We start from the raw sequence: 16,090 nt of genomic DNA on the forward strand, positions 1-16,090 counted from the left end.
AGTCCGTTTGAGGCTGTTGTCGCAAAGGGATTGGGGATGGTGTCACGACGAGGCCGCACACCGGCGCGGCGCGGCCGGCGTCGCAGGCGGATCCACGGGCCGGCGTAGCAGGAGTGCGATCGCCAGCACGACCATCAGGCTGCCAGGTACCCACTGCCAGCCCATGCGCTCAGGCTCGCCGACGACCACCAGAACCACCGAGACGAAGGGCACCAGATAGGTGTAGGCCGTGACCGCGCCCGGCGTCAGCGCCCCGGTGCCCCGCTGCATGAGCCAATAGGTGACACCGCTGGAAAATACGCCGAGATAGGCCACCAGCAGGATATCGGAGACGGTCATGGCGGCCAGCGCCCGCGGCGCCTCCGCGGCCAGCCCCATCAGGCCGACCAGCACGGCTCCGACGACCAGGCTCCAGAAGGTGCGCACGCCTGCCCCGTCCGGCAGCCAGCCACGCGCCAGCCCCCATTTGGTCAGTACGGGGTAGAGGGCGGAGCCGAGGCAGCCGAGGAAGAACGCGGTCTCCCCGGCACCGAGCTGCAGGCCGCCGGCCTGGCCGGCTTTCCCCGCCCAGGCGAGCGCCAGCGCGCCGCCCGCGCCCAACGCCAGAATGGCAAGCAGCCCGCCCGCACGCCGTTCCACGCCGAACAGCCGGCCGAGCCCGTAGGCCAGCAGCGGCACGCTGACATAGAGCGTCGACATGGACAGCGCCGTGGCCCGGTGGGCGGCCCAGAACATGGCACCGAAGAAACCGGCCGTGCACAGCCCCATGAGCACATAGAGTACCAGCCCCTGCCGGCTCGGCCGGAAGGCGGGCGCCCGGCGCACCAGCGGCCAGAGCGCCAGCGACGCGATGGTGAACCGCATCGCGGTCAGCAAGAGCGGCGGCAGGCCCTCGCTCATGAGCCCCACCGCCGGGAAGGAGAGCCCCACGATCAACGCCCACAGCAGCATTCCGGTGTGGGCGCTTCCCACAGTCTGCCTCGCCTCCGACATCGTCATCCCGCGCCTCCTCCTGGCCCGTGCGCCGCGAATGGCGCGACCGTGACCTCGAACCTAATTGGCGGCACTTCAGGTTATAATCCGCCTTTCAGTGGCGAAACTATTCACTGTCAGTGAACTAACGCCGCGTGAAGGCGGGAAACAGCGGCCGCCAGAACGGCTGGGCCAGCTCCCGGTCCACATCCTCACGCGTCAGGCCCATATCGGCCAGGACGTGGTCGCCGAGACCGGCCTGGAGCGTGAGGGCTGAACGCCAGTGGCGCGGCCACCCTGGACCTGCCCGCCGCTGCCCGCCGCAACCGGCAGGTCGCGCGGCCATTCTCCACAGGCGATCGTTTGCCCATGGGTCTGTAATATGCGAACCGGATGCAGGACTATTCACTTTGGGTGAACGGCAATGGATCGCCTGACCGCGCTGACCGTCTTCCGCCACGTGGTGGAGCTGAAGAGCTTCGCCGCCGCCGCGCGGCATATGCGCCTGTCGCCGGCGGCCGTCAGCAAGAATATCGGCGAGCTGGAGGCCCATCTGGGCGTGCGGCTGCTCAACCGCACGACCCGGCGCATGAGCCTGACGGAGGCCGGCACGCTCTATTACGACCAGATCGTGCGCGTCCTGGACGAGCTGGAGGAGGCCGACAGCTCGCTCGGGCCCCTGCAACGCAGGCCGACCGGCCTGTTGCGGGTCAGCGCGCCGATGACGCTGACGCTCGTCTGCCTGTCTCCCGCCCTGCCGAAATTCCTCGCCCGCCATCCCGAGCTCAGCCTCGATCTCCGGATGGACGACCGGCGGGTCGATATCGTCGAGGAAGGCTTCGATGTCGCCATCCGCGCAAGCGACCGGCTGGAGGATTCCAGCCTGATCGCACGCAGGCTCATGACCATGCCGCACGTTGTCTGCGGCGCGCCGTCCTATTTCGAGCGATCCGGGGCGCCCGCGTCGCCGGAGAGCCTCGAGGATCACACCTGCATACAGTTCACACTGTCCGGCCATGTCGACGAATGGACATTCGAGAAGGCGGGGCGCTCGGTGCGCATCCCCGTCAACGGACGCTACAGGGTAACCTCGAGCCTCGCCGTGCGCGACGCCCTGCGCGCCGGCTTCGGCCTGAGCCTCATGCCGCTGGCCTATGTCCGCGAGGACATCGAACAGGGGCGCCTGCAGACGGTCCTCGACGACTGGTCCGCGGTGAATCTCTCCGTCTATGCGGTCTACCCCTCGCGGCGCCACGTCGTCGCCAAGGTCCGCGCCTTCCTCGACTTCCTGGTCGAGGAGCTGGGCCCGGGCGCGAGCGCGCCCCGGGACTGAACCGCCATCCGGCGCGCGATGCGCCGGCGCGGTGTCACGGTCCGGTTGACTTGCCGCAAAATGGTATACAATAATCAGGCCAACGAAGAACGAGCTTCAGGGAAACGCCACGGGACCGGGCGCGGGCCTGCGACCATCGATCGCTTGCCCGCAAGCCGCCATCGCCGGATCCCGGGTTCCACCACCACCGCTTCGACGGCGTCGGAGCCGTTGCCGCCCGTGCCCGCCTTGCGGCACACGACGGAAGGGATCGCGATGACAGGCCGCATTCTGCATGAGCGACTGGACGGCGGCATCGTCCGTGTCGTCATCGACAACCCGCAGCGGCGAAACGCGATGAACAACGCCATGTGGGACGCGCTGGGCGCCCTCATGCGCGAGTTCGACGCCGACGAGAGCCTGCGCTGCATCGTCGTGACCGGAGCCGGCGAGGAGGCGTTCGGCGCCGGCGCCGATATCTCGGAATTCGAGGAGAACCGCTCCACCGCGCAGAAGGCGATGCGCTTTGCCGAGCGCACCCACGCCACGCTCCGCGCGATCAAGGATTGCCGCCACCCGATCGTCGCATCCATCCGGGGCCTGTGCGTCGGCGGCGGCCTGGAGATGGCGCTGTGCGCCGACCTGCGCATCGCCGCGGAAGGCGCACGCTTCGGCATCCCGGTCAAGCGGCTGGGCCTCGTCGTGGCCTATGAGGAGATGCAGGGGCTGGTCGAGACCGTCGGCAAGGCGAACACGCTGCGCATCCTGCTGGAGGGCGACATCTTCGGCGCAGAGGAGGCGCTGCGCATGGGGCTCGTCAACCACCTCCTCCCGGCGGAAGGCTTCGAGGACAGCGTGATGGAGCGGGTCCGGCTGATCGCGGAGGGCGCGCCACTCGTCGCCCGCTGGCACAAGACCTTCGCCAACCGCCTCATGGACGGCGCGCCACTCACCGACGAGGAGCGCGCGCAGAGCTACGCCTGCTTCGACACGGAGGATTTCCGGATCGGCTACCGAGCCTTTCTGGAGAAGCGCAAGCCGGACTTCACCGGCACATGACGACAGCGGAGACAGCCAAGGACATGACCGCTCTAGAAGGCCTCAAGGTCGTCGACCTGACGCACATCATGGCGGGGCCGACCTGCACGCTGATGCTCGCCGACATGGGCGCCGACGTCATCAAGGTGGAGAAGCTGCCCGGCGGCGACGACACGCGGCGCAGCATCCCGCCGGCAATCGGCGAGGAATCGGCCGCCTTCCTCATGATGAACCGCTCCAAGCGCGGCATCGCGCTCGACCTGCGCAGCGAGGGCGGCAAGCGCGTGCTGCACAGGCTCCTCAAGGAGGCCGACGTGGTGGTGGAGAACTACCGCCGCCAGACCCTGCCCAAGCTCGGTTTCGACTATGAGAGCCTGCGCGAGGACAATCCGGGTCTCATCTATTGCGCCATTTCCGGCTTCGGCCGAACGGGCCCCTACAAGGACCGCGGCGGCTTCGACCTCGTCGCCCAGGCCATGAGCGGCATCATGTCGATCACCGGCACGAAGAAGGGCGAGCCGCCGGTGAAATGCGGCGCGCCGCTGACCGACATCACCGCGGGGCTGCTCGCCGTCATCGGCATTCTCGCCGCGCTTCGCGCCCGCGAGCAGACGGGGCGCGGGCAGATGGTTGAGACCTCGCTCCTGGAGGCCGGCATCATCCACACCTACTGGCAGTCCGCGATCACGCTGGCGACCGGCACGTCCCCCGGCCCCATGGGGTCGGCCCATCCGCTGAACGCCCCCTATCAGGCGTTCGAGACATCCGATGGCTGGCTCGTGGTCGGCGGCGCCAACGAGACCAACTGGCGCCGGCTGGTCGACCTGCTCGGCGCGCCGGAACTGGCAGACGATCCCCGCTTCAGGACCAATGCCGACCGCATGCAGAACCTGAAGGCGCTCGAGACGGCACTCAATGCCCATTTCCGCCAGGCGACCACGGCCGATTGGCTGGAGCGGCTGGAGGCCGCGGGCGTTCCCGCCGGCCCCGTCTACGACATCGCGCAGATGCACGAGGACCCGCAGGTGCGCGAGCGCGACATGGTGACGGATGTCGAGCACGCCACGCTCGGCACGGTGAAGACGCTCGGCCTGCCCATCAAGTTCTCCGACACGCCCGGCGGTCCGCGCTTCGCCGCCCCCGTCTACGGGCAGCACACGAGCGAGATCCTCATGGAACACGGCTTCTCGCAGGCCGAGATCGAGGCGCTGGCCGACGAAGGCGCGATCGGCATGGCCGTCACTGAGGAGTAAGGGCAAGCGATGGGTTACGCGGAAAGACTGCCCGGATCCCCCTTACCCGACGCCTTCGGCGCCACCCCCTCCCGCGAGGGGAGAGGATTGAGTGACCGCATCGCCTCGCTTCCCCTCTCCCCTCGCGGGAGAGGGAGGGGCCCGGCGCACGCGCGCCGGGAGGGTGAGGGGGCCTGGGCGACAGCCCCAACCCGACACGCCGGCACCTCAGGACGCCGCAGCCTCGCCGGCCTCCGCTTCCCTGGCCATGATCTCCTGCATCTTGTCCCAGGCCTGGATGACATGACGGCGCAGGATCGCCTGCAGCGCCCCGGCGTCGCGCCCCTCCAGCGCCTCCAGGATCTGCTCGTGCTCCTTGATCGCGCTCTCCCAGCGCTCGGTCTTCAGGTTGCAGATATAGCGGGCCCGGTAGACGCGGGCGTTGATCATCCTGTGATGGGCGATCAGCGCGCTGTTGCGCGACATCGCGACGAGCCCCAGATGGATCGCCTGGTTACGGTGGAAATAGCCCAGCCTGTCGCCGCGCGTATAGGCGGCGAGCATCTCGAAATGCAGGGCGCGAAGCTCCGCCATCTCCGCGTCGGTGCCATGCGCGCAGGCAAGCTCGCCGGCAAAGGCCTCCAGAACGCCGAGAAGCTGGAGCAGCTCCCGGATATCCTTGCTGCTCGGCGCCGCCACCACCGCGCCGCGATTGGGATGAACCTCGACAAGGCCTTCCGCCGACAGGATCTTGATCGCCTCGCGCAGCGGCGTCCGCGACACGTCGAGGCGTTCGGACAGCGTGCGCTCGCGGATCGGCGCGCCAGGCGGCAGCTCGTCCTGAATGATCATCTCGCGAATGCGGTCGGCCACCTGGGCGCCCTTCGCGCCGCCGACCTTGACGGGCGAAGGATGCGACGTGCGTCCGAGAAGGGTCGTTACTTTGCTCGTCATCTGCAATCTCCCCCTATTGCATACCACGAACGCGCCGCCTCCCGGAACCCTGCGGGCTGTCCGCCATCGGGCGGGGCGAGGATGAAGGATACACGATCATGACCACAAGCCTGGCCCTCGTCATGGGAGACCCCGCCGGCATCGGTCCGGAACTGGCGGTCCGCCTGCTGGCGGAGAAGGACCTCACGCGCCGGGCACGCATCCTCGTCATCGGCGACGAGCGGCTCATCCGGCAGGCCGCGCAAGCCAATGACGTCGACCTCGACCTGCAGACGGTCCGCGAACGCCAGGCGGCAAGGCCGGGCGAGGCCGGACCGGTGCTCTACGACACGGCGAATGCCGACCCGCAGGCCATCGCGCCCGGCCGCGCCTGCGCGGAGGGCGGGCGCTCGGTGCTGGAGAACCTGACAACGGCGCTCGATCTCGCGCGCGACGGCGTGGTGGAGGCGATCACCTTCGTGCCGTTCAACAAGCAGGCTCTCCGGATGGCCGGCAACACCTTCGAGGACGAGCTCGGCTTCATCACCGACTATCTCGGCCACGAGGCCCCTTGCGCGGAGTTCAATGTGGTCGACGACATCTGGAATGCGCGCGTGACGTCCCATGTGCCGCTGCGCGCCGTCGCCGACCTGATCACCGAAGAGCGGATCCTCGACCGCCTCGACCTCACCGTCCGCGCCTTGCGCGAGGCGGGCATCGAAGAGCCACGCATCGCCGTCGCCGCCCTCAACCCCCATGCCGGGGACGGCGGCGCCTTCGGGCGGGAGGACATCGACATCGTCGAGCCGGCGGTGGCCAAGGCGCGCGCCAGGGGACTGGCGGTCGAGGGCCCCTTCCCCTCGGACACGGTCTATCTGCGCGCCCGCGCCGGCGAGGCCGATGCCGTCTTGAGCATGTACCACGACCAGGGCCAGATCGCGATCAAGCTCATCGGCTTCGACCGCGGCGTCACCGTGCTCGCCGGCCTGCCTGTGCCGGTCACCACGCCGGCCCACGGCACCGCCTACGACATCGTCGGCAAGGGCACGGCCAATCTGGAGCCGACCCGGCGGGCCTTCGCCATCGCCTGCCGCATGGCGGAAAGCCGCCGCGCGGCATTGGACGGAAAACCTGACCGGCACGGTTAGAACTGCGCGCCGTTAAATGGTATACAAATCAGAACAAGAATAATCACGACCGCCGCGAGGGTGGATGAACCGCCCCGCACAATCCCGGGAGGAAACCATGACCAGAGCGTTGAAACCCCTCACAACGGCCTTCGCCGCCGGCCTGCTCGCCACGGGGCTCGGCTTGAGCTCCGCCTCAGCGCAGGATGCCGAGCTGCAGTTCGGCACGACGAGCCCGCCCGGCAACATGCAGTCCAATTCGGCGGAGGAGTTCGCGCGCCGGGTGAACGAGCGCATCGGAGACTACGGCAAGGTCGACGTCTACACCTCCAGCCAGCTCGGCAACGACAAGGAGATGCTGCAGAAGCTGCGGCTCGGCACCCAGGACATGTCGCAGCCCTCCACCATCATGTCGACGGTGGTGCCGGAGTTCGGGCTGTTCGACATGCCCTATCTGGTCAAGGACCGCGCGCACATGAAGTGCATCGCGCAGGAGATCATCTGGCCGATCCTGGCGCCCAAACTCGAGGAGAAGGGCTACAAGCTGATCGGGGTGTGGGAGAATGGCTTCCGCAACATCTCCAACAATGTGCGCCCGATCGACACGCCGTCCGACCTTGAGGGCGTGAAGCTCAGGACGCCGCGCGGCGTCTGGCGCGTGAGGATGTTCGAGACCTATGGCGCCAACCCGACGCCCATGCCCTTCTCGGAGGTCTTCGTGGCGCTCCAGACCGGCGTCATCGACGGCCAGGAGAACCCTTACGCCAACATCTATGCCGGCAAGTTCCACGAGGTGCAGAAATATCTCTCCGAGACGCGCCACGTCTACACGCCGAGCTTCCCGACGGCGAGTCTGTCGAAGTTCAACGCCTATCCCGAAGAGGTCCAGAAGGCGATCCTGGACACGGCCGCGGAGGTGCAGGACTGGACCTATGAGGAGGCCGCCCGGCTCGACGACGAGACCAAGCAGAAGCTGCTCGACGCGGGCATGGAGTTCAACGAGGCCGACCGCGACGCCTTCGTGGAGGCCAGCAAGCCCGTCTACGACACCTTCGCAGAGGAGGTCGAGGGCGGCCGCGAGCTGATCGACAAGGCCCTGGCGCTCGCCGACGGCTGCTGACGAGAACCGGCCCGCCGCGCTTATGTCGCGGCGGGCTCCGCCTGCTCGCCGCCTGCCGCCGCAACCGCCAATTCCCGGGGCTTCCGCCAATGTTGGACCGTTTTCGCACGGGGCTCGAACGGGTCCTTGCTATCGTAAGCATCGGGCTGATGGCCGCCCTCGCCATCCTGGTCGTCGCCGCGGTGATCTCCCGCAAGCTCGGCTCATCCTTCACCTGGTACGACGAGGTCGCCTCGGTGATGCTGGCCTGGATCACCTATTACGGCGCGGCGCTCGCGGCCCTGAAGCGCGCCCATCTGGGCTTTCCGAACCTCGTCGCGACCCTGCCGCCGGGCCTGCGGCTGCCGCTCGTCCTGCTGGCGGAGGGGCTGGTGATCTTCTTCTTCGTCATGGTCACCTGGTCCGGCTATCAGGTCGTGGAAATCCTGCGCGGCGATACCCTGACCTCGCTGCCCTGGGTGCCGGTGCGGTTCACCCAGTCGGTCATCCCGATCGGCGGGGCCCTGTTCATCGTGGCGGAACTCCTCACCGTTCCGGAGCGCCTGTCTGAGGCCCGGCACGGCGCGCCGGCCGCCGATCCCGACCGGGTCCTCGAAGGGGTGGAGAAATGATCGCGCTCGCCATGCTGATCGGCCTGATCGCGCTCGTCCTCATCAACGTGCCGATCGCGGTGGCACTCGGCCTCACCGCCATGACGGCGCTGTGGTACTCCTACGGCTTCGCGTCGCTGCTCAATATGGGCGTCGTGCTGTTCGAGGGCGCGACCAAGTTTCCGCTGCTTGCCATACCGCTCTTCGTGCTCGCCGGCGCGATCATGAACACCTCCGGCATCTCGCGCCGGCTGATCGCCTTCGCCTCCGCCATTGTCGGCTTCATCAAGGGCGGGCTGTCGATGGTCAATATCGCGACCTCGCTGTTCTTCGCGGAGATTTCCGGCTCCGCCGTGGCGGATGTGGCCGCGCTCGGCTCCATCCTCATCCCCTCGATGAAGAGGCGCGGCTACCCGAAGGCGTTCACTGCCGCGGTGACCTCCTCGTCGGCCTCGCTCGCCATCATCATTCCGCCCTCGATCCCCATGATCCTCTACGCGGTCATGGCCGACAGCTCGGTGGTGCAGCTCTTCGTGGCCGGCATCGTGCCCGGCGTGATCGGCGCGGGGCTCCTGATGGGACTGTCCTACTGGTTCGCCGTGCGCCAGTCCTTTCCCGTGGAGGAGGTCTTCCAGCTCCGCCGGCTCTGGGTCACCTTCAAGGAGGCCGCCTGGGCCTTCCTCCTGCCGATCATCATTCTCGGCGGCATCTTCGGGGGCGTCGTCACCGCCACGGAAGGGGCGGGCCTCGCGGTCGCCGCCGCGCTCTTCGTCGGCGGCGTGGTCTATCGCGAGCTCGACTGGCGCCAGCTCGTGGCGAGCCTCAAGGACGGCGCGATCCAGACCGCCGTCGTCATGCTGCTGGTCGCGACCTCGGCCCTTCTCGGCCAGTATCTCACCCAGGCCCGCGTGCCGCAGATGCTGACCGAGACCATCGTCTCGATCACCCAGGACAAATATGCCGTGCTCGCCATGCTGAACGTGCTGTTCCTCGTGCTCGGCATGTTCCTGCACGGCGCGGCGGCGATCATCCTGGTGGTTCCGATCGTGCTGCCGATCGTTCACGCCGTCGGCATCGACCCCGTGCATTTCGGCCTGATCGTGACGCTGAACCTCGCCATCGGCCAGCAGACCCCGCCGGTTGCAAGCGTGCTGATCACCGCATGCTCCATCGCCAAGGCCGATGTCTGGGAGGTCACCAAGGTGAATGTCTACTTCATCGCCGCGCTGTTCGCGCTCCTGATGCTCGTCACCTATGTGCCGGCCGTGCCGATGACCCTGGTGGACATCTTCTACCGGTGAGGGCGCTTTCTTGCCAGATTTCCAGACTGCCCGGGCACCGGACCGGCCTCACGAAAAGAACAGCGCGTCCTGCTCGCGGCGCAGGCGCGCCAGGGTCGAGTCCGCCGGGATGTCCACCATCGCCGCCGTGATCGGCGCGCCGGCCGCGATATCGACCCGCGCGCTCGCCCCCGCCAGGAGATAGTAGGGCAGAGGGTCACCGTCGCCGAGGGGACGTGCCGGCGTCATGGCCGGCGCCGCCCCGCCAATGGCGTGGCGATGGCCGATGGCGAACGGCGTGCCCGCGCGAATGTCCCTCTCCGCGACAGCAGTGAGGTCGATACGGGGCCGGATATCGCTGCCGGCCGTCGAGCGCCCGGCACGGCAGGCCGACAGGATCGACATCGGCGCCTCCGCGCCCAGGAGATGGACCGGATTGTGGATCAGCACCCGCGTGCGGTAGGCGCTGACGGGAATGCCCTTCTGGCCGAACAGCCCGCCCGTCTCGCCATCGGGCGTGCCCACGACGGCGAACACCCCGCCGGCGAAGGACAGCTCGTCCGGCCGGCGAAAGCAGTTGAAGATGTCGACGACGCCGGTCGCCTCCAGAAGCCCGCCCTCGCCGGACGGTCCGAACAGGTCGGGAAGCTCCAGCGTGCGCGCGATCGGCGCATGCAGGGCGGGAACATCCGGCTTGAGCCCCGTCGCGTTGCACACGATGGTCATCTCGCAGAGATCGGGAACGGTGCGATGGGCGAAATCCGACAGGAGACCGGCGCGTTCAGCGACCGTCCCGGCAAGGCGGGCGGGCTCTCCATGCCACAGGCCGGCAAGCTCCGCGGCGTCGACCGTGCGGCCCTGCGCCGACAGCGTGCCGGCGGCAGGATCGTGGACGAAATCGTACTCGCTGGCCTTGCCCGCCGCGACGATCTCGAGCCCCAGTAGCCGGGCCCAGGCGACGAGACCGATCAGAAGGCTCGGCTGGTCGCCGTCGACGGGTGTGTAGACGACGCCCGCGCGGCGCGCCTTGTCCGCCAGCAGCGGGCCCGCCACGCTCTCCGCCTCCTTGGTCACCATGACGACGTGCTTGCCGTGGCCGATGGCGGCCTCCGCGATCCGCGCCGCCTCCTCCGGCTGCCCCGTCGCCTCGAGCACGATATCGATCGGTAGTTCCAGCATGAGATCGGCGGCGGGCACGACCACGGCCCTGCCCGCGTCCATCGCGGCCAGCGCCGCCTTCGCGCTCTCGCAGATCGCGATGTCGGCGGCATCGACCCCGATGGCGCCGAACGCCGCGGCGGCCCGCTCGACATCGCGGTCGCACGCAACCCGCGCCTCGAGCCCCGGCACCAGGCGCGCCTGGGACAGGAAGCTGCGCCCGAACTCGCCGACCCCGACCAGGCCGGCCCGGATCGGCGCGCCATCGCCCGCGCCGAGAAAGCCTTCTGGATTCATGGAAGTCCTGGCCCTTTCCGACCGTGGCATGGAGTGGAATCCGGAAGATGGTATGCGATTGCGAGAAGATCGGTCAATCATTGCCGGTATATCATGTTTTGACTGGCAATCACCGGCTCGTTGACGGTTCAGTTTTGGTATGCAAACGTTGCCGGAATAATGATCCATAAGGGAGGAAGTCCGTGTTCAGAGCCGGATTGATTGCGGCGGCGGCCACGCTTGCCGTCATGGCGGCCAGCGTCGGCGCCCAGGCGCAGACGACGCTGCGCTTCGCCCACACCCAGCCCACAAGTGACACCCATCACCTCGCCGCCGAGCGTTTCGCCGAACTGGTCGAGGAGCGGACCGATGGCGAAATCACCATCTCGATCCATCCCGCCGGCGAGCTCGGCAACGATCCCGCGATCCTCGAGGGCATCCGCCTTGGCACGATCGACATCGGCCAGACCGGCAATCCCTTCTACACCCGCTTCGAGCCGAAGCTGAACGTGCTCGACCTGCCCTTCCTGTTCTCCGATTACGAGCATGTCTACCAGACGATCGACGGCGAGATCGGCCAGGAGCTTCTCGGAGAGCTGGAGAAGCACGGCATGAAGGGCCTCGCCTTCTGGGAGATCGGCTTCCGCAAGCTCACCAACTCCAAGCGCGCGGTGAAGACGCCGGAGGACATCAAGGGCCTCAAGATCCGCACCACGCCGAACCCGGCGCATGTCCAGGCCTTCGAGCTTCTGGGCGCCGCCCCGACGCCCATGGCCTTCACCGAGGTCTATCTGGCGCTTGAGACCGGGACGGTCGACGGCCAGGAGAACCCGCTCAACATCATCCGCTCCAACCAGTTCCAGGAGGTGCAGAGCCACCTCTCCTTCACCGATCACGCCTATACCGTGTCCATCGTCTCCATGAACCTCGCCAAGTTCGACGCCCTGCCGGAGGACCAGCAGAAGATCCTGCTGGACGCGGCCGGAGAGGCCGCCGTCTACCAGCGCAAGCTCAACCGTGAGCAGGCGTCTTCCGATCTGGAGGCGATCGAGGCGGCCGGCGTCGAGGTTGTGGAGGATGTCGACCGCGAGGCCTTCAAGACGATGGTCTACGAGCCGGTCAAGAAGACCTATGTCGACAGATTCGGACCCGAGATCGTCGATCAGATCGAGTCCATGAGCCGGTAGCGCGGATCATGCGCCAGGCGGTCTCGACTGCCATCAGATGGCTTGAGCGTCTGCTCGACGCGGCGGCCGCCCTCCTTCTGGTGGGCGTCCTCGCGGTGACGGCCGCGCGCGTCGTCTCCCGATACCTCATCGGCGAAGCCCTGCCGTGGAGCGAGGAGCTGACGCGCCTCCTCTTCGTCTGGCTCGTGCTGATCGGCGCGGCGCGGTGCGCCCATCTGCGCGTCGATCTGCTGTCCGGCATGCTGGCCCCCGCGCCCGCCGCGGCCTCGAGCTGGCAACCGCAGCGCTCTCCGTCGGGCTTATCGGCCTCATGATCTGGAAGGGGCTGGGCCTCATCAGGCTCACCGCCTATGACCGCTACACCGCACTCGATCTCTCGCTCCAGTATCTCTACTGGTCGCTCGTGGTGGGCGGCGGCCTGTGGATCGTGACGACCGTCATCGCCGTATGGCGGCCGGCGAACCATTCGGAGACGCCCGAGCAATGACGCTGGCGCTGCTTCTGGGCTCCATGCTCGGCCTCGTGTTCCTCGGCGTGCCTCTCGCCTTCGCCCTGCTCGGTGCCTCGCTCCTGACGCTGCTGGTGACCCGGCCCGGCCTGCCGCTCGAGGTCGTGCCGCAATTCTTCATCCAGGGCATGGACAATTTCCCGCTGCTCGCCATCGCCCTGTTCTTCCTGGCAGGCGAGCTGATGGTGTCCTCCGGAGTGACGAGACGCATCCTCGCCTTCGCGCAGGCCATTGTCGGGCATCTGCGCGGCGGCCTCGCCCAGGTCGGCATCATCGCCTCCTTCGTCATGGCCGGCGTTTCGGGCTCGGCCGTGGCGGATGCCGCCGCCGTCGGCTCCGTGCTCATCCGCTCCATGAAGCAGGCGGGCTATCCGGCCGCTTTCTCCGCCGCGGTGGTGGCCACCGCGTCGATCCTCGGCCCCATCATCCCGCCCTCCATCCCGATGATCATCTATGCCGTGCTCGCCGGCGTCTCCGTGGGCGGCATGTTCCTCGCCGGCGTCGTGCCCGGCATTCTCATCGCGCTGGGGCTCGCCGCGGTCGCCCATCGCCGTGCCGGCCAGCTCGCCCTGCCGCGGACCGCTCGCGCCGACCGCGCCACGGTGGCGCGCGAGACCGGCAGCGCGTTCTTCGCGCTGCTCGCCCCTCTCATCATCGTCGGCGGCATTCGCGGCGGCGTCTTCACCCCCACCGAGGCCGGCGCCATCGCCGCGGTCTATGTGCTGGCCATCGGCGCGGCCATCTATCGGGGGCTCGACCTCTCGAAAGTGGCCGGCGCCCTGGTGCGTGCGGCTCACGGCACGGCATCGGTTCTGGTGGTGCTCGGGGCCTCCTCGATCTTCGCCTGGATCATCGCCGATCAGGGCATCAGCCGCGACTTCGCCGCAACGATCACCGGGCTCGGCGCGCCGCCCTGGCTGCTCATCCTCCTGTTCAACCTGATGTTCCTCGCCATCGGCATGTTCCTCGACCCGATCGCGGCGCTCATCATCCTGGTGCCCATCATGATCCCGCTCCTGCCGGAGCTCGCCCTCGCGCCGATCCAGTTCGGCGTCATGATCGTGCTCAACCTGATGATCGGCATGTGCACCCCGCCGGTCGGCTATCTGATCTTCATCACCGGCGGCATCGCGGAGGTGCCGGCCGGGCAGGTGGTGCGCCAGTCCCTGCCCTTCCTCGCCGTGCTGCTCGTCGTGCTCGGGCTCGTCTCCTACGTTCCCGCCATAACGCTGACCCTGCCGCGCCTCATTGCCGGCGGCTGACCGCGAAAGGATCCCATCCCATGGATGCCGATTTCCCGATCGTCGACGCCCACCACCATCTCTGGGACCTTGGACGCAACTACTATCCCTGGCTGTCCGACCGGCCGGAGAAGGACTTCTTTCTCGGCGACTATTCGGCTCTCAAGCGCGATTTCCTGCCCGCCGATTACCGCCGCGCGACGCAGGGCTACAACGTCGTCGCCACGGTGCATGTCGAGGCGGAATGGGACCGCTCGCGCCAGGTGGCCGAGACCGAATGGCTCCATGAGGTCGCCGCCGAGACGGGTATGCCGGATGCCGTCGTCGGCCATGCCTGGCTCGCCGACGACAATTGCGAGGAGGTGCTCGCCGGCCATGCCGCCTTTCCGCTCATGCGCGGCATCCGGTCGAAACCCGTGACGGCACCGAGCCCCGACAGGATCGAGAAAGGTGCAGCCGGCACCATGCAGGACCCCAGATGGCGCGCCGGCTTCCGCCTGCTGCACCGATACGGCCTGACCTACGATCTGCGCGTGCCCTTCTGGCACCTGCCCGAGGCTGCCGAGATCGCGGCACTCTGTCCCGAGACGCCGATGGTGCTCAATCATACCGGTTTTCCCTGGGATAGAAGCGAGGGCGGCCTGAAGGCCTGGCGCGAGGCGATGCGCATCATCGCCGAGGCGCCGCATGTCTCGCTCAAGATCTCCGAACTGGGTCTGCGCGACGAGCCCTGGGAGCTCGACGGCAACCGCCGCGTCGTGCTCGAGGCCATCGATATCTTCGGCATCGACCGGTGCATGTTCGCCAGCAACCTGCCGGTCTCGGCGCTGCGGGCGGACTTCGCCACCATTGTGGAGGGGATCTCCTCCATGGTCGCCGATTTCCCACGCGAGGACCGCGAGAAGCTCTTCACCCTGAATGCCGCCCGCTTCTATCGGCTCGACCTGCCGGCATCCGCCTCGCGGTAGCGCCGGATCACCTGGCTGTCGTCGAGCCGCCCCTTGCCCTCGCGCGACAGGGCCTCGTAGACGCCATGGGCGAGTTCGGCATGGGGCAGGTCCATTCCGGCGCCGCGCCCGGCCTCCAGAACGATGCCGAGATCCTTCACGAAGATGTCGACGGCGCTCATGACCGGCGGGTCGTCCATCAGCATGCGCGGCCCGCGATTGTTGAGCATCCAGCTCGACGCCGCCGACCCGCCGAGAATCTTCAGGACCACCTCCGGGTCGACGCCGATGCGCTCCGCAAGCGCCAGTCCTTCCGCCGCGACCACGATGTGAACCCCGCACAGGAGCTGGTTGACGGCCTTCACCGTCGCCCCCTGCCCCGGCTCCTCGCCGACATGGAAGACCTTGTCGCCGAGCGCGTCGAGCAGGGGTTTCGCGGTCTTGAACGTCTCGTCAGGCCCCGCCGCCATGATCGTGAGGGTCGCCGTTTCCGCCCCCGCCGCGCCGCCGGAAACGGGCGCGTCGAGGAAGCGCCGGCCGGTCGCCGTGACGCGCGCGGCAAGGTTTGCGGCCGCGTCCGGCGCGCAGGTCGCCATGAGGACGACGATGCCGTCCTCCGCCATTGCCTCCAGCGCGCCCGCCTCGAACAGCGCCTCTTCGGCCTGCCGGTCATTCACCACCATGAGCACGAGGATGTCCGCGCCGGCCGCCGCCTCCGCCGCACGCGCCGCGCCTGCGCCGCCCGCAGCGACCAGAGCCTCGACCGCCTCCGGCCGGACATCGAAGCCCGTCACGGCGAACCCCCGTGCGACGAGATTGGCGGCCATGGGACTTCCCATGGCGCCGAGACCGACAAAGCCGACCCTGGCCGTCATGACACAACCTCCCTTTCCTTCCGAAGCCTCGTGGGAACTCCCTTGCGATCATGCCGCGCCGCCCCGTCGCCGGCACCCCGAAATCCATCCTGCGGGCAGCGCCGGGGGTCTGCGCGGTGCATCGCGACGGGCTGTCCGACGGCAGCGCTTGTGCTGGGCACAAACGTCAAGCACGGCATCTATCGATGGCGCCCCCGCCATAAGAACGGCGAGTCCCGTCATTTCGACGGAATTATCCGGCAAATCCGGCAATTGACCTTCTTCAAAGTGACGATGGCGTGCAGGACACTTTAC

14 protein-coding genes and 1 pseudogene are annotated in these 16,090 nt (G+C 68.0%); 11 read left to right on the plus strand and 4 right to left on the minus strand.

Annotated features, from left to right (window positions below; genetic code table 11):
• Positions 1-42: 42 nt before the first annotated feature.
• Positions 43-999, minus strand: a complete 957-nt coding sequence (locus HW532_RS08310; RefSeq protein ID WP_246479711.1) for a DMT family transporter — start codon at positions 997-999, stop codon at positions 43-45.
• A gap of 397 nt (positions 1,000-1,396) precedes the next feature.
• On the opposite strand from HW532_RS08310, the gene HW532_RS08315 reads away from it, so the two are divergent.
• From HW532_RS08315 to HW532_RS08325, 3 genes are all read left to right on the plus strand, one after another.
• Positions 1,397-2,305: a LysR family transcriptional regulator gene (locus tag HW532_RS08315; protein ID WP_213163935.1), complete on the plus strand. Its 909-nt coding sequence runs from the start codon at positions 1,397-1,399 to the stop codon at positions 2,303-2,305.
• Between the two features lie 255 nt (positions 2,306-2,560).
• A complete protein-coding gene (locus HW532_RS08320) occupies positions 2,561-3,343 on the plus strand; it encodes an enoyl-CoA hydratase-related protein (protein ID WP_213163936.1) in 783 nt (260 codons plus the stop codon).
• A 23-nt stretch (positions 3,344-3,366) separates the two neighbouring features.
• Positions 3,367-4,575, plus strand: a complete 1,209-nt coding sequence (locus tag HW532_RS08325) for a CaiB/BaiF CoA transferase family protein (protein WP_213163937.1) — start codon at positions 3,367-3,369, stop codon at positions 4,573-4,575.
• Positions 4,576-4,782: 207 nt separating this feature from the next.
• Here the strand turns inward: HW532_RS08325 and HW532_RS08330 are convergent, their stop codons facing one another.
• Positions 4,783-5,508, minus strand: a complete 726-nt coding sequence (locus HW532_RS08330; protein WP_213163938.1) for a GntR family transcriptional regulator — start codon at positions 5,506-5,508, stop codon at positions 4,783-4,785.
• A gap of 98 nt (positions 5,509-5,606) precedes the next feature.
• Here HW532_RS08330 and HW532_RS08335 point away from each other — a divergent pair, with 98 nt between their 5' ends.
• From HW532_RS08335 to HW532_RS08350, 4 genes are all read left to right on the plus strand, one after another.
• The gene (locus tag HW532_RS08335; RefSeq protein WP_213163939.1) at positions 5,607-6,635 is read left to right on the plus strand and encodes a 4-hydroxythreonine-4-phosphate dehydrogenase PdxA; all 1,029 of its coding nucleotides are present in this window, start codon (positions 5,607-5,609) and stop codon (positions 6,633-6,635) included.
• Positions 6,636-6,732: 97 nt separating this feature from the next.
• Entirely contained in the window at positions 6,733-7,734 is a 1,002-nt protein-coding gene (locus tag HW532_RS08340; RefSeq protein WP_213163940.1) for a TRAP transporter substrate-binding protein, read from the plus strand.
• Between the two features lie 89 nt (positions 7,735-7,823).
• Positions 7,824-8,345, plus strand: a complete 522-nt coding sequence (locus HW532_RS08345) for a TRAP transporter small permease (protein ID WP_246479726.1) — start codon at positions 7,824-7,826, stop codon at positions 8,343-8,345.
• Positions 8,342-9,625, plus strand: coding sequence for a TRAP transporter large permease (locus HW532_RS08350; RefSeq protein WP_213163941.1), 1,284 nt, complete (start codon positions 8,342-8,344; stop codon positions 9,623-9,625). The genes HW532_RS08345 and HW532_RS08350 overlap by 4 nt, the downstream gene beginning before the upstream one ends.
• Before the next feature lie 48 nt (positions 9,626-9,673).
• On the opposite strand, the gene HW532_RS08355 is transcribed toward HW532_RS08350, so the two are convergent.
• Complete coding sequence (locus tag HW532_RS08355) at positions 9,674-11,059, minus strand: flagellar biosynthesis protein FlgA (RefSeq protein WP_213163942.1); 1,386 nt, start codon at positions 11,057-11,059, stop codon at positions 9,674-9,676.
• A gap of 182 nt (positions 11,060-11,241) precedes the next feature.
• On the opposite strand from HW532_RS08355, the gene HW532_RS08360 reads away from it, so the two are divergent.
• The 4 genes and pseudogenes from HW532_RS08360 (at position 11,242) to HW532_RS08380 (ending at position 14,942) form a co-directional block, all read left to right on the plus strand.
• Entirely contained in the window at positions 11,242-12,225 is a 984-nt protein-coding gene (locus HW532_RS08360; RefSeq protein WP_246479727.1) for a TRAP transporter substrate-binding protein, read from the plus strand.
• An 8-nt stretch (positions 12,226-12,233) separates the two neighbouring features.
• Positions 12,234-12,712 (plus strand): annotated as a pseudogene (locus HW532_RS22085) (TRAP transporter small permease).
• Positions 12,709-13,995 carry a TRAP transporter large permease gene (locus HW532_RS08375; protein WP_213163945.1) on the plus strand — a complete coding sequence of 429 codons (1,287 nt, stop codon included), beginning with the start codon at positions 12,709-12,711 and terminating at the stop codon, positions 13,993-13,995. The pseudogene HW532_RS22085 and the gene HW532_RS08375 overlap by 4 nt, the downstream one beginning before the upstream one ends.
• Positions 13,996-14,015: 20 nt before the next feature.
• Positions 14,016-14,942, plus strand: coding sequence for an amidohydrolase family protein (locus HW532_RS08380; protein WP_213163946.1), 927 nt, complete (start codon positions 14,016-14,018; stop codon positions 14,940-14,942).
• On the opposite strand, the gene HW532_RS08385 is transcribed toward HW532_RS08380, so the two are convergent.
• Positions 14,906-15,796 carry an NAD(P)-dependent oxidoreductase gene (locus HW532_RS08385; protein WP_213163947.1) on the minus strand — a complete coding sequence of 297 codons (891 nt, stop codon included), beginning with the start codon at positions 15,794-15,796 and terminating at the stop codon, positions 14,906-14,908. The genes HW532_RS08380 and HW532_RS08385 overlap by 37 nt on opposite strands.
• Positions 15,797-16,090 lie beyond the last annotated feature (294 nt).

The sequence above is a fragment of the Kaustia mangrovi genome, assembly GCF_015482775.1.
In the GTDB taxonomy this organism is placed as follows: domain Bacteria; phylum Pseudomonadota; class Alphaproteobacteria; order Rhizobiales; family Im1; genus Kaustia; species Kaustia mangrovi.

Coding starts and splice junctions, on each gene's coding strand:
- HW532_RS08350 (WP_213163941.1), top strand. CDS start 8,342: ATGATCGCGCTCGCCATGCTGATCGGCCTGATCGCGCTCGTCCTCATC.
- HW532_RS08340 (WP_213163940.1), top strand. CDS start 6,733: ATGACCAGAGCGTTGAAACCCCTCACAACGGCCTTCGCCGCCGGCCTG.
- HW532_RS08320 (WP_213163936.1), top strand. CDS start 2,561: ATGACAGGCCGCATTCTGCATGAGCGACTGGACGGCGGCATCGTCCGT.
- HW532_RS08325 (WP_213163937.1), top strand. CDS start 3,367: ATGACCGCTCTAGAAGGCCTCAAGGTCGTCGACCTGACGCACATCATG.
- HW532_RS08330 (WP_213163938.1), bottom strand. CDS start 5,508: ATGACGAGCAAAGTAACGACCCTTCTCGGACGCACGTCGCATCCTTCG.
- HW532_RS08315 (WP_213163935.1), top strand. CDS start 1,397: ATGGATCGCCTGACCGCGCTGACCGTCTTCCGCCACGTGGTGGAGCTG.
- HW532_RS08380 (WP_213163946.1), top strand. CDS start 14,016: ATGGATGCCGATTTCCCGATCGTCGACGCCCACCACCATCTCTGGGAC.
- HW532_RS08355 (WP_213163942.1), bottom strand. CDS start 11,059: ATGAATCCAGAAGGCTTTCTCGGCGCGGGCGATGGCGCGCCGATCCGG.
- HW532_RS08375 (WP_213163945.1), top strand. CDS start 12,709: ATGACGCTGGCGCTGCTTCTGGGCTCCATGCTCGGCCTCGTGTTCCTC.
- HW532_RS08345 (WP_246479726.1), top strand. CDS start 7,824: ATGTTGGACCGTTTTCGCACGGGGCTCGAACGGGTCCTTGCTATCGTA.
- HW532_RS08385 (WP_213163947.1), bottom strand. CDS start 15,796: ATGACGGCCAGGGTCGGCTTTGTCGGTCTCGGCGCCATGGGAAGTCCC.
- HW532_RS08310 (WP_246479711.1), bottom strand. CDS start 999: ATGACGATGTCGGAGGCGAGGCAGACTGTGGGAAGCGCCCACACCGGA.
- HW532_RS08335 (WP_213163939.1), top strand. CDS start 5,607: ATGACCACAAGCCTGGCCCTCGTCATGGGAGACCCCGCCGGCATCGGT.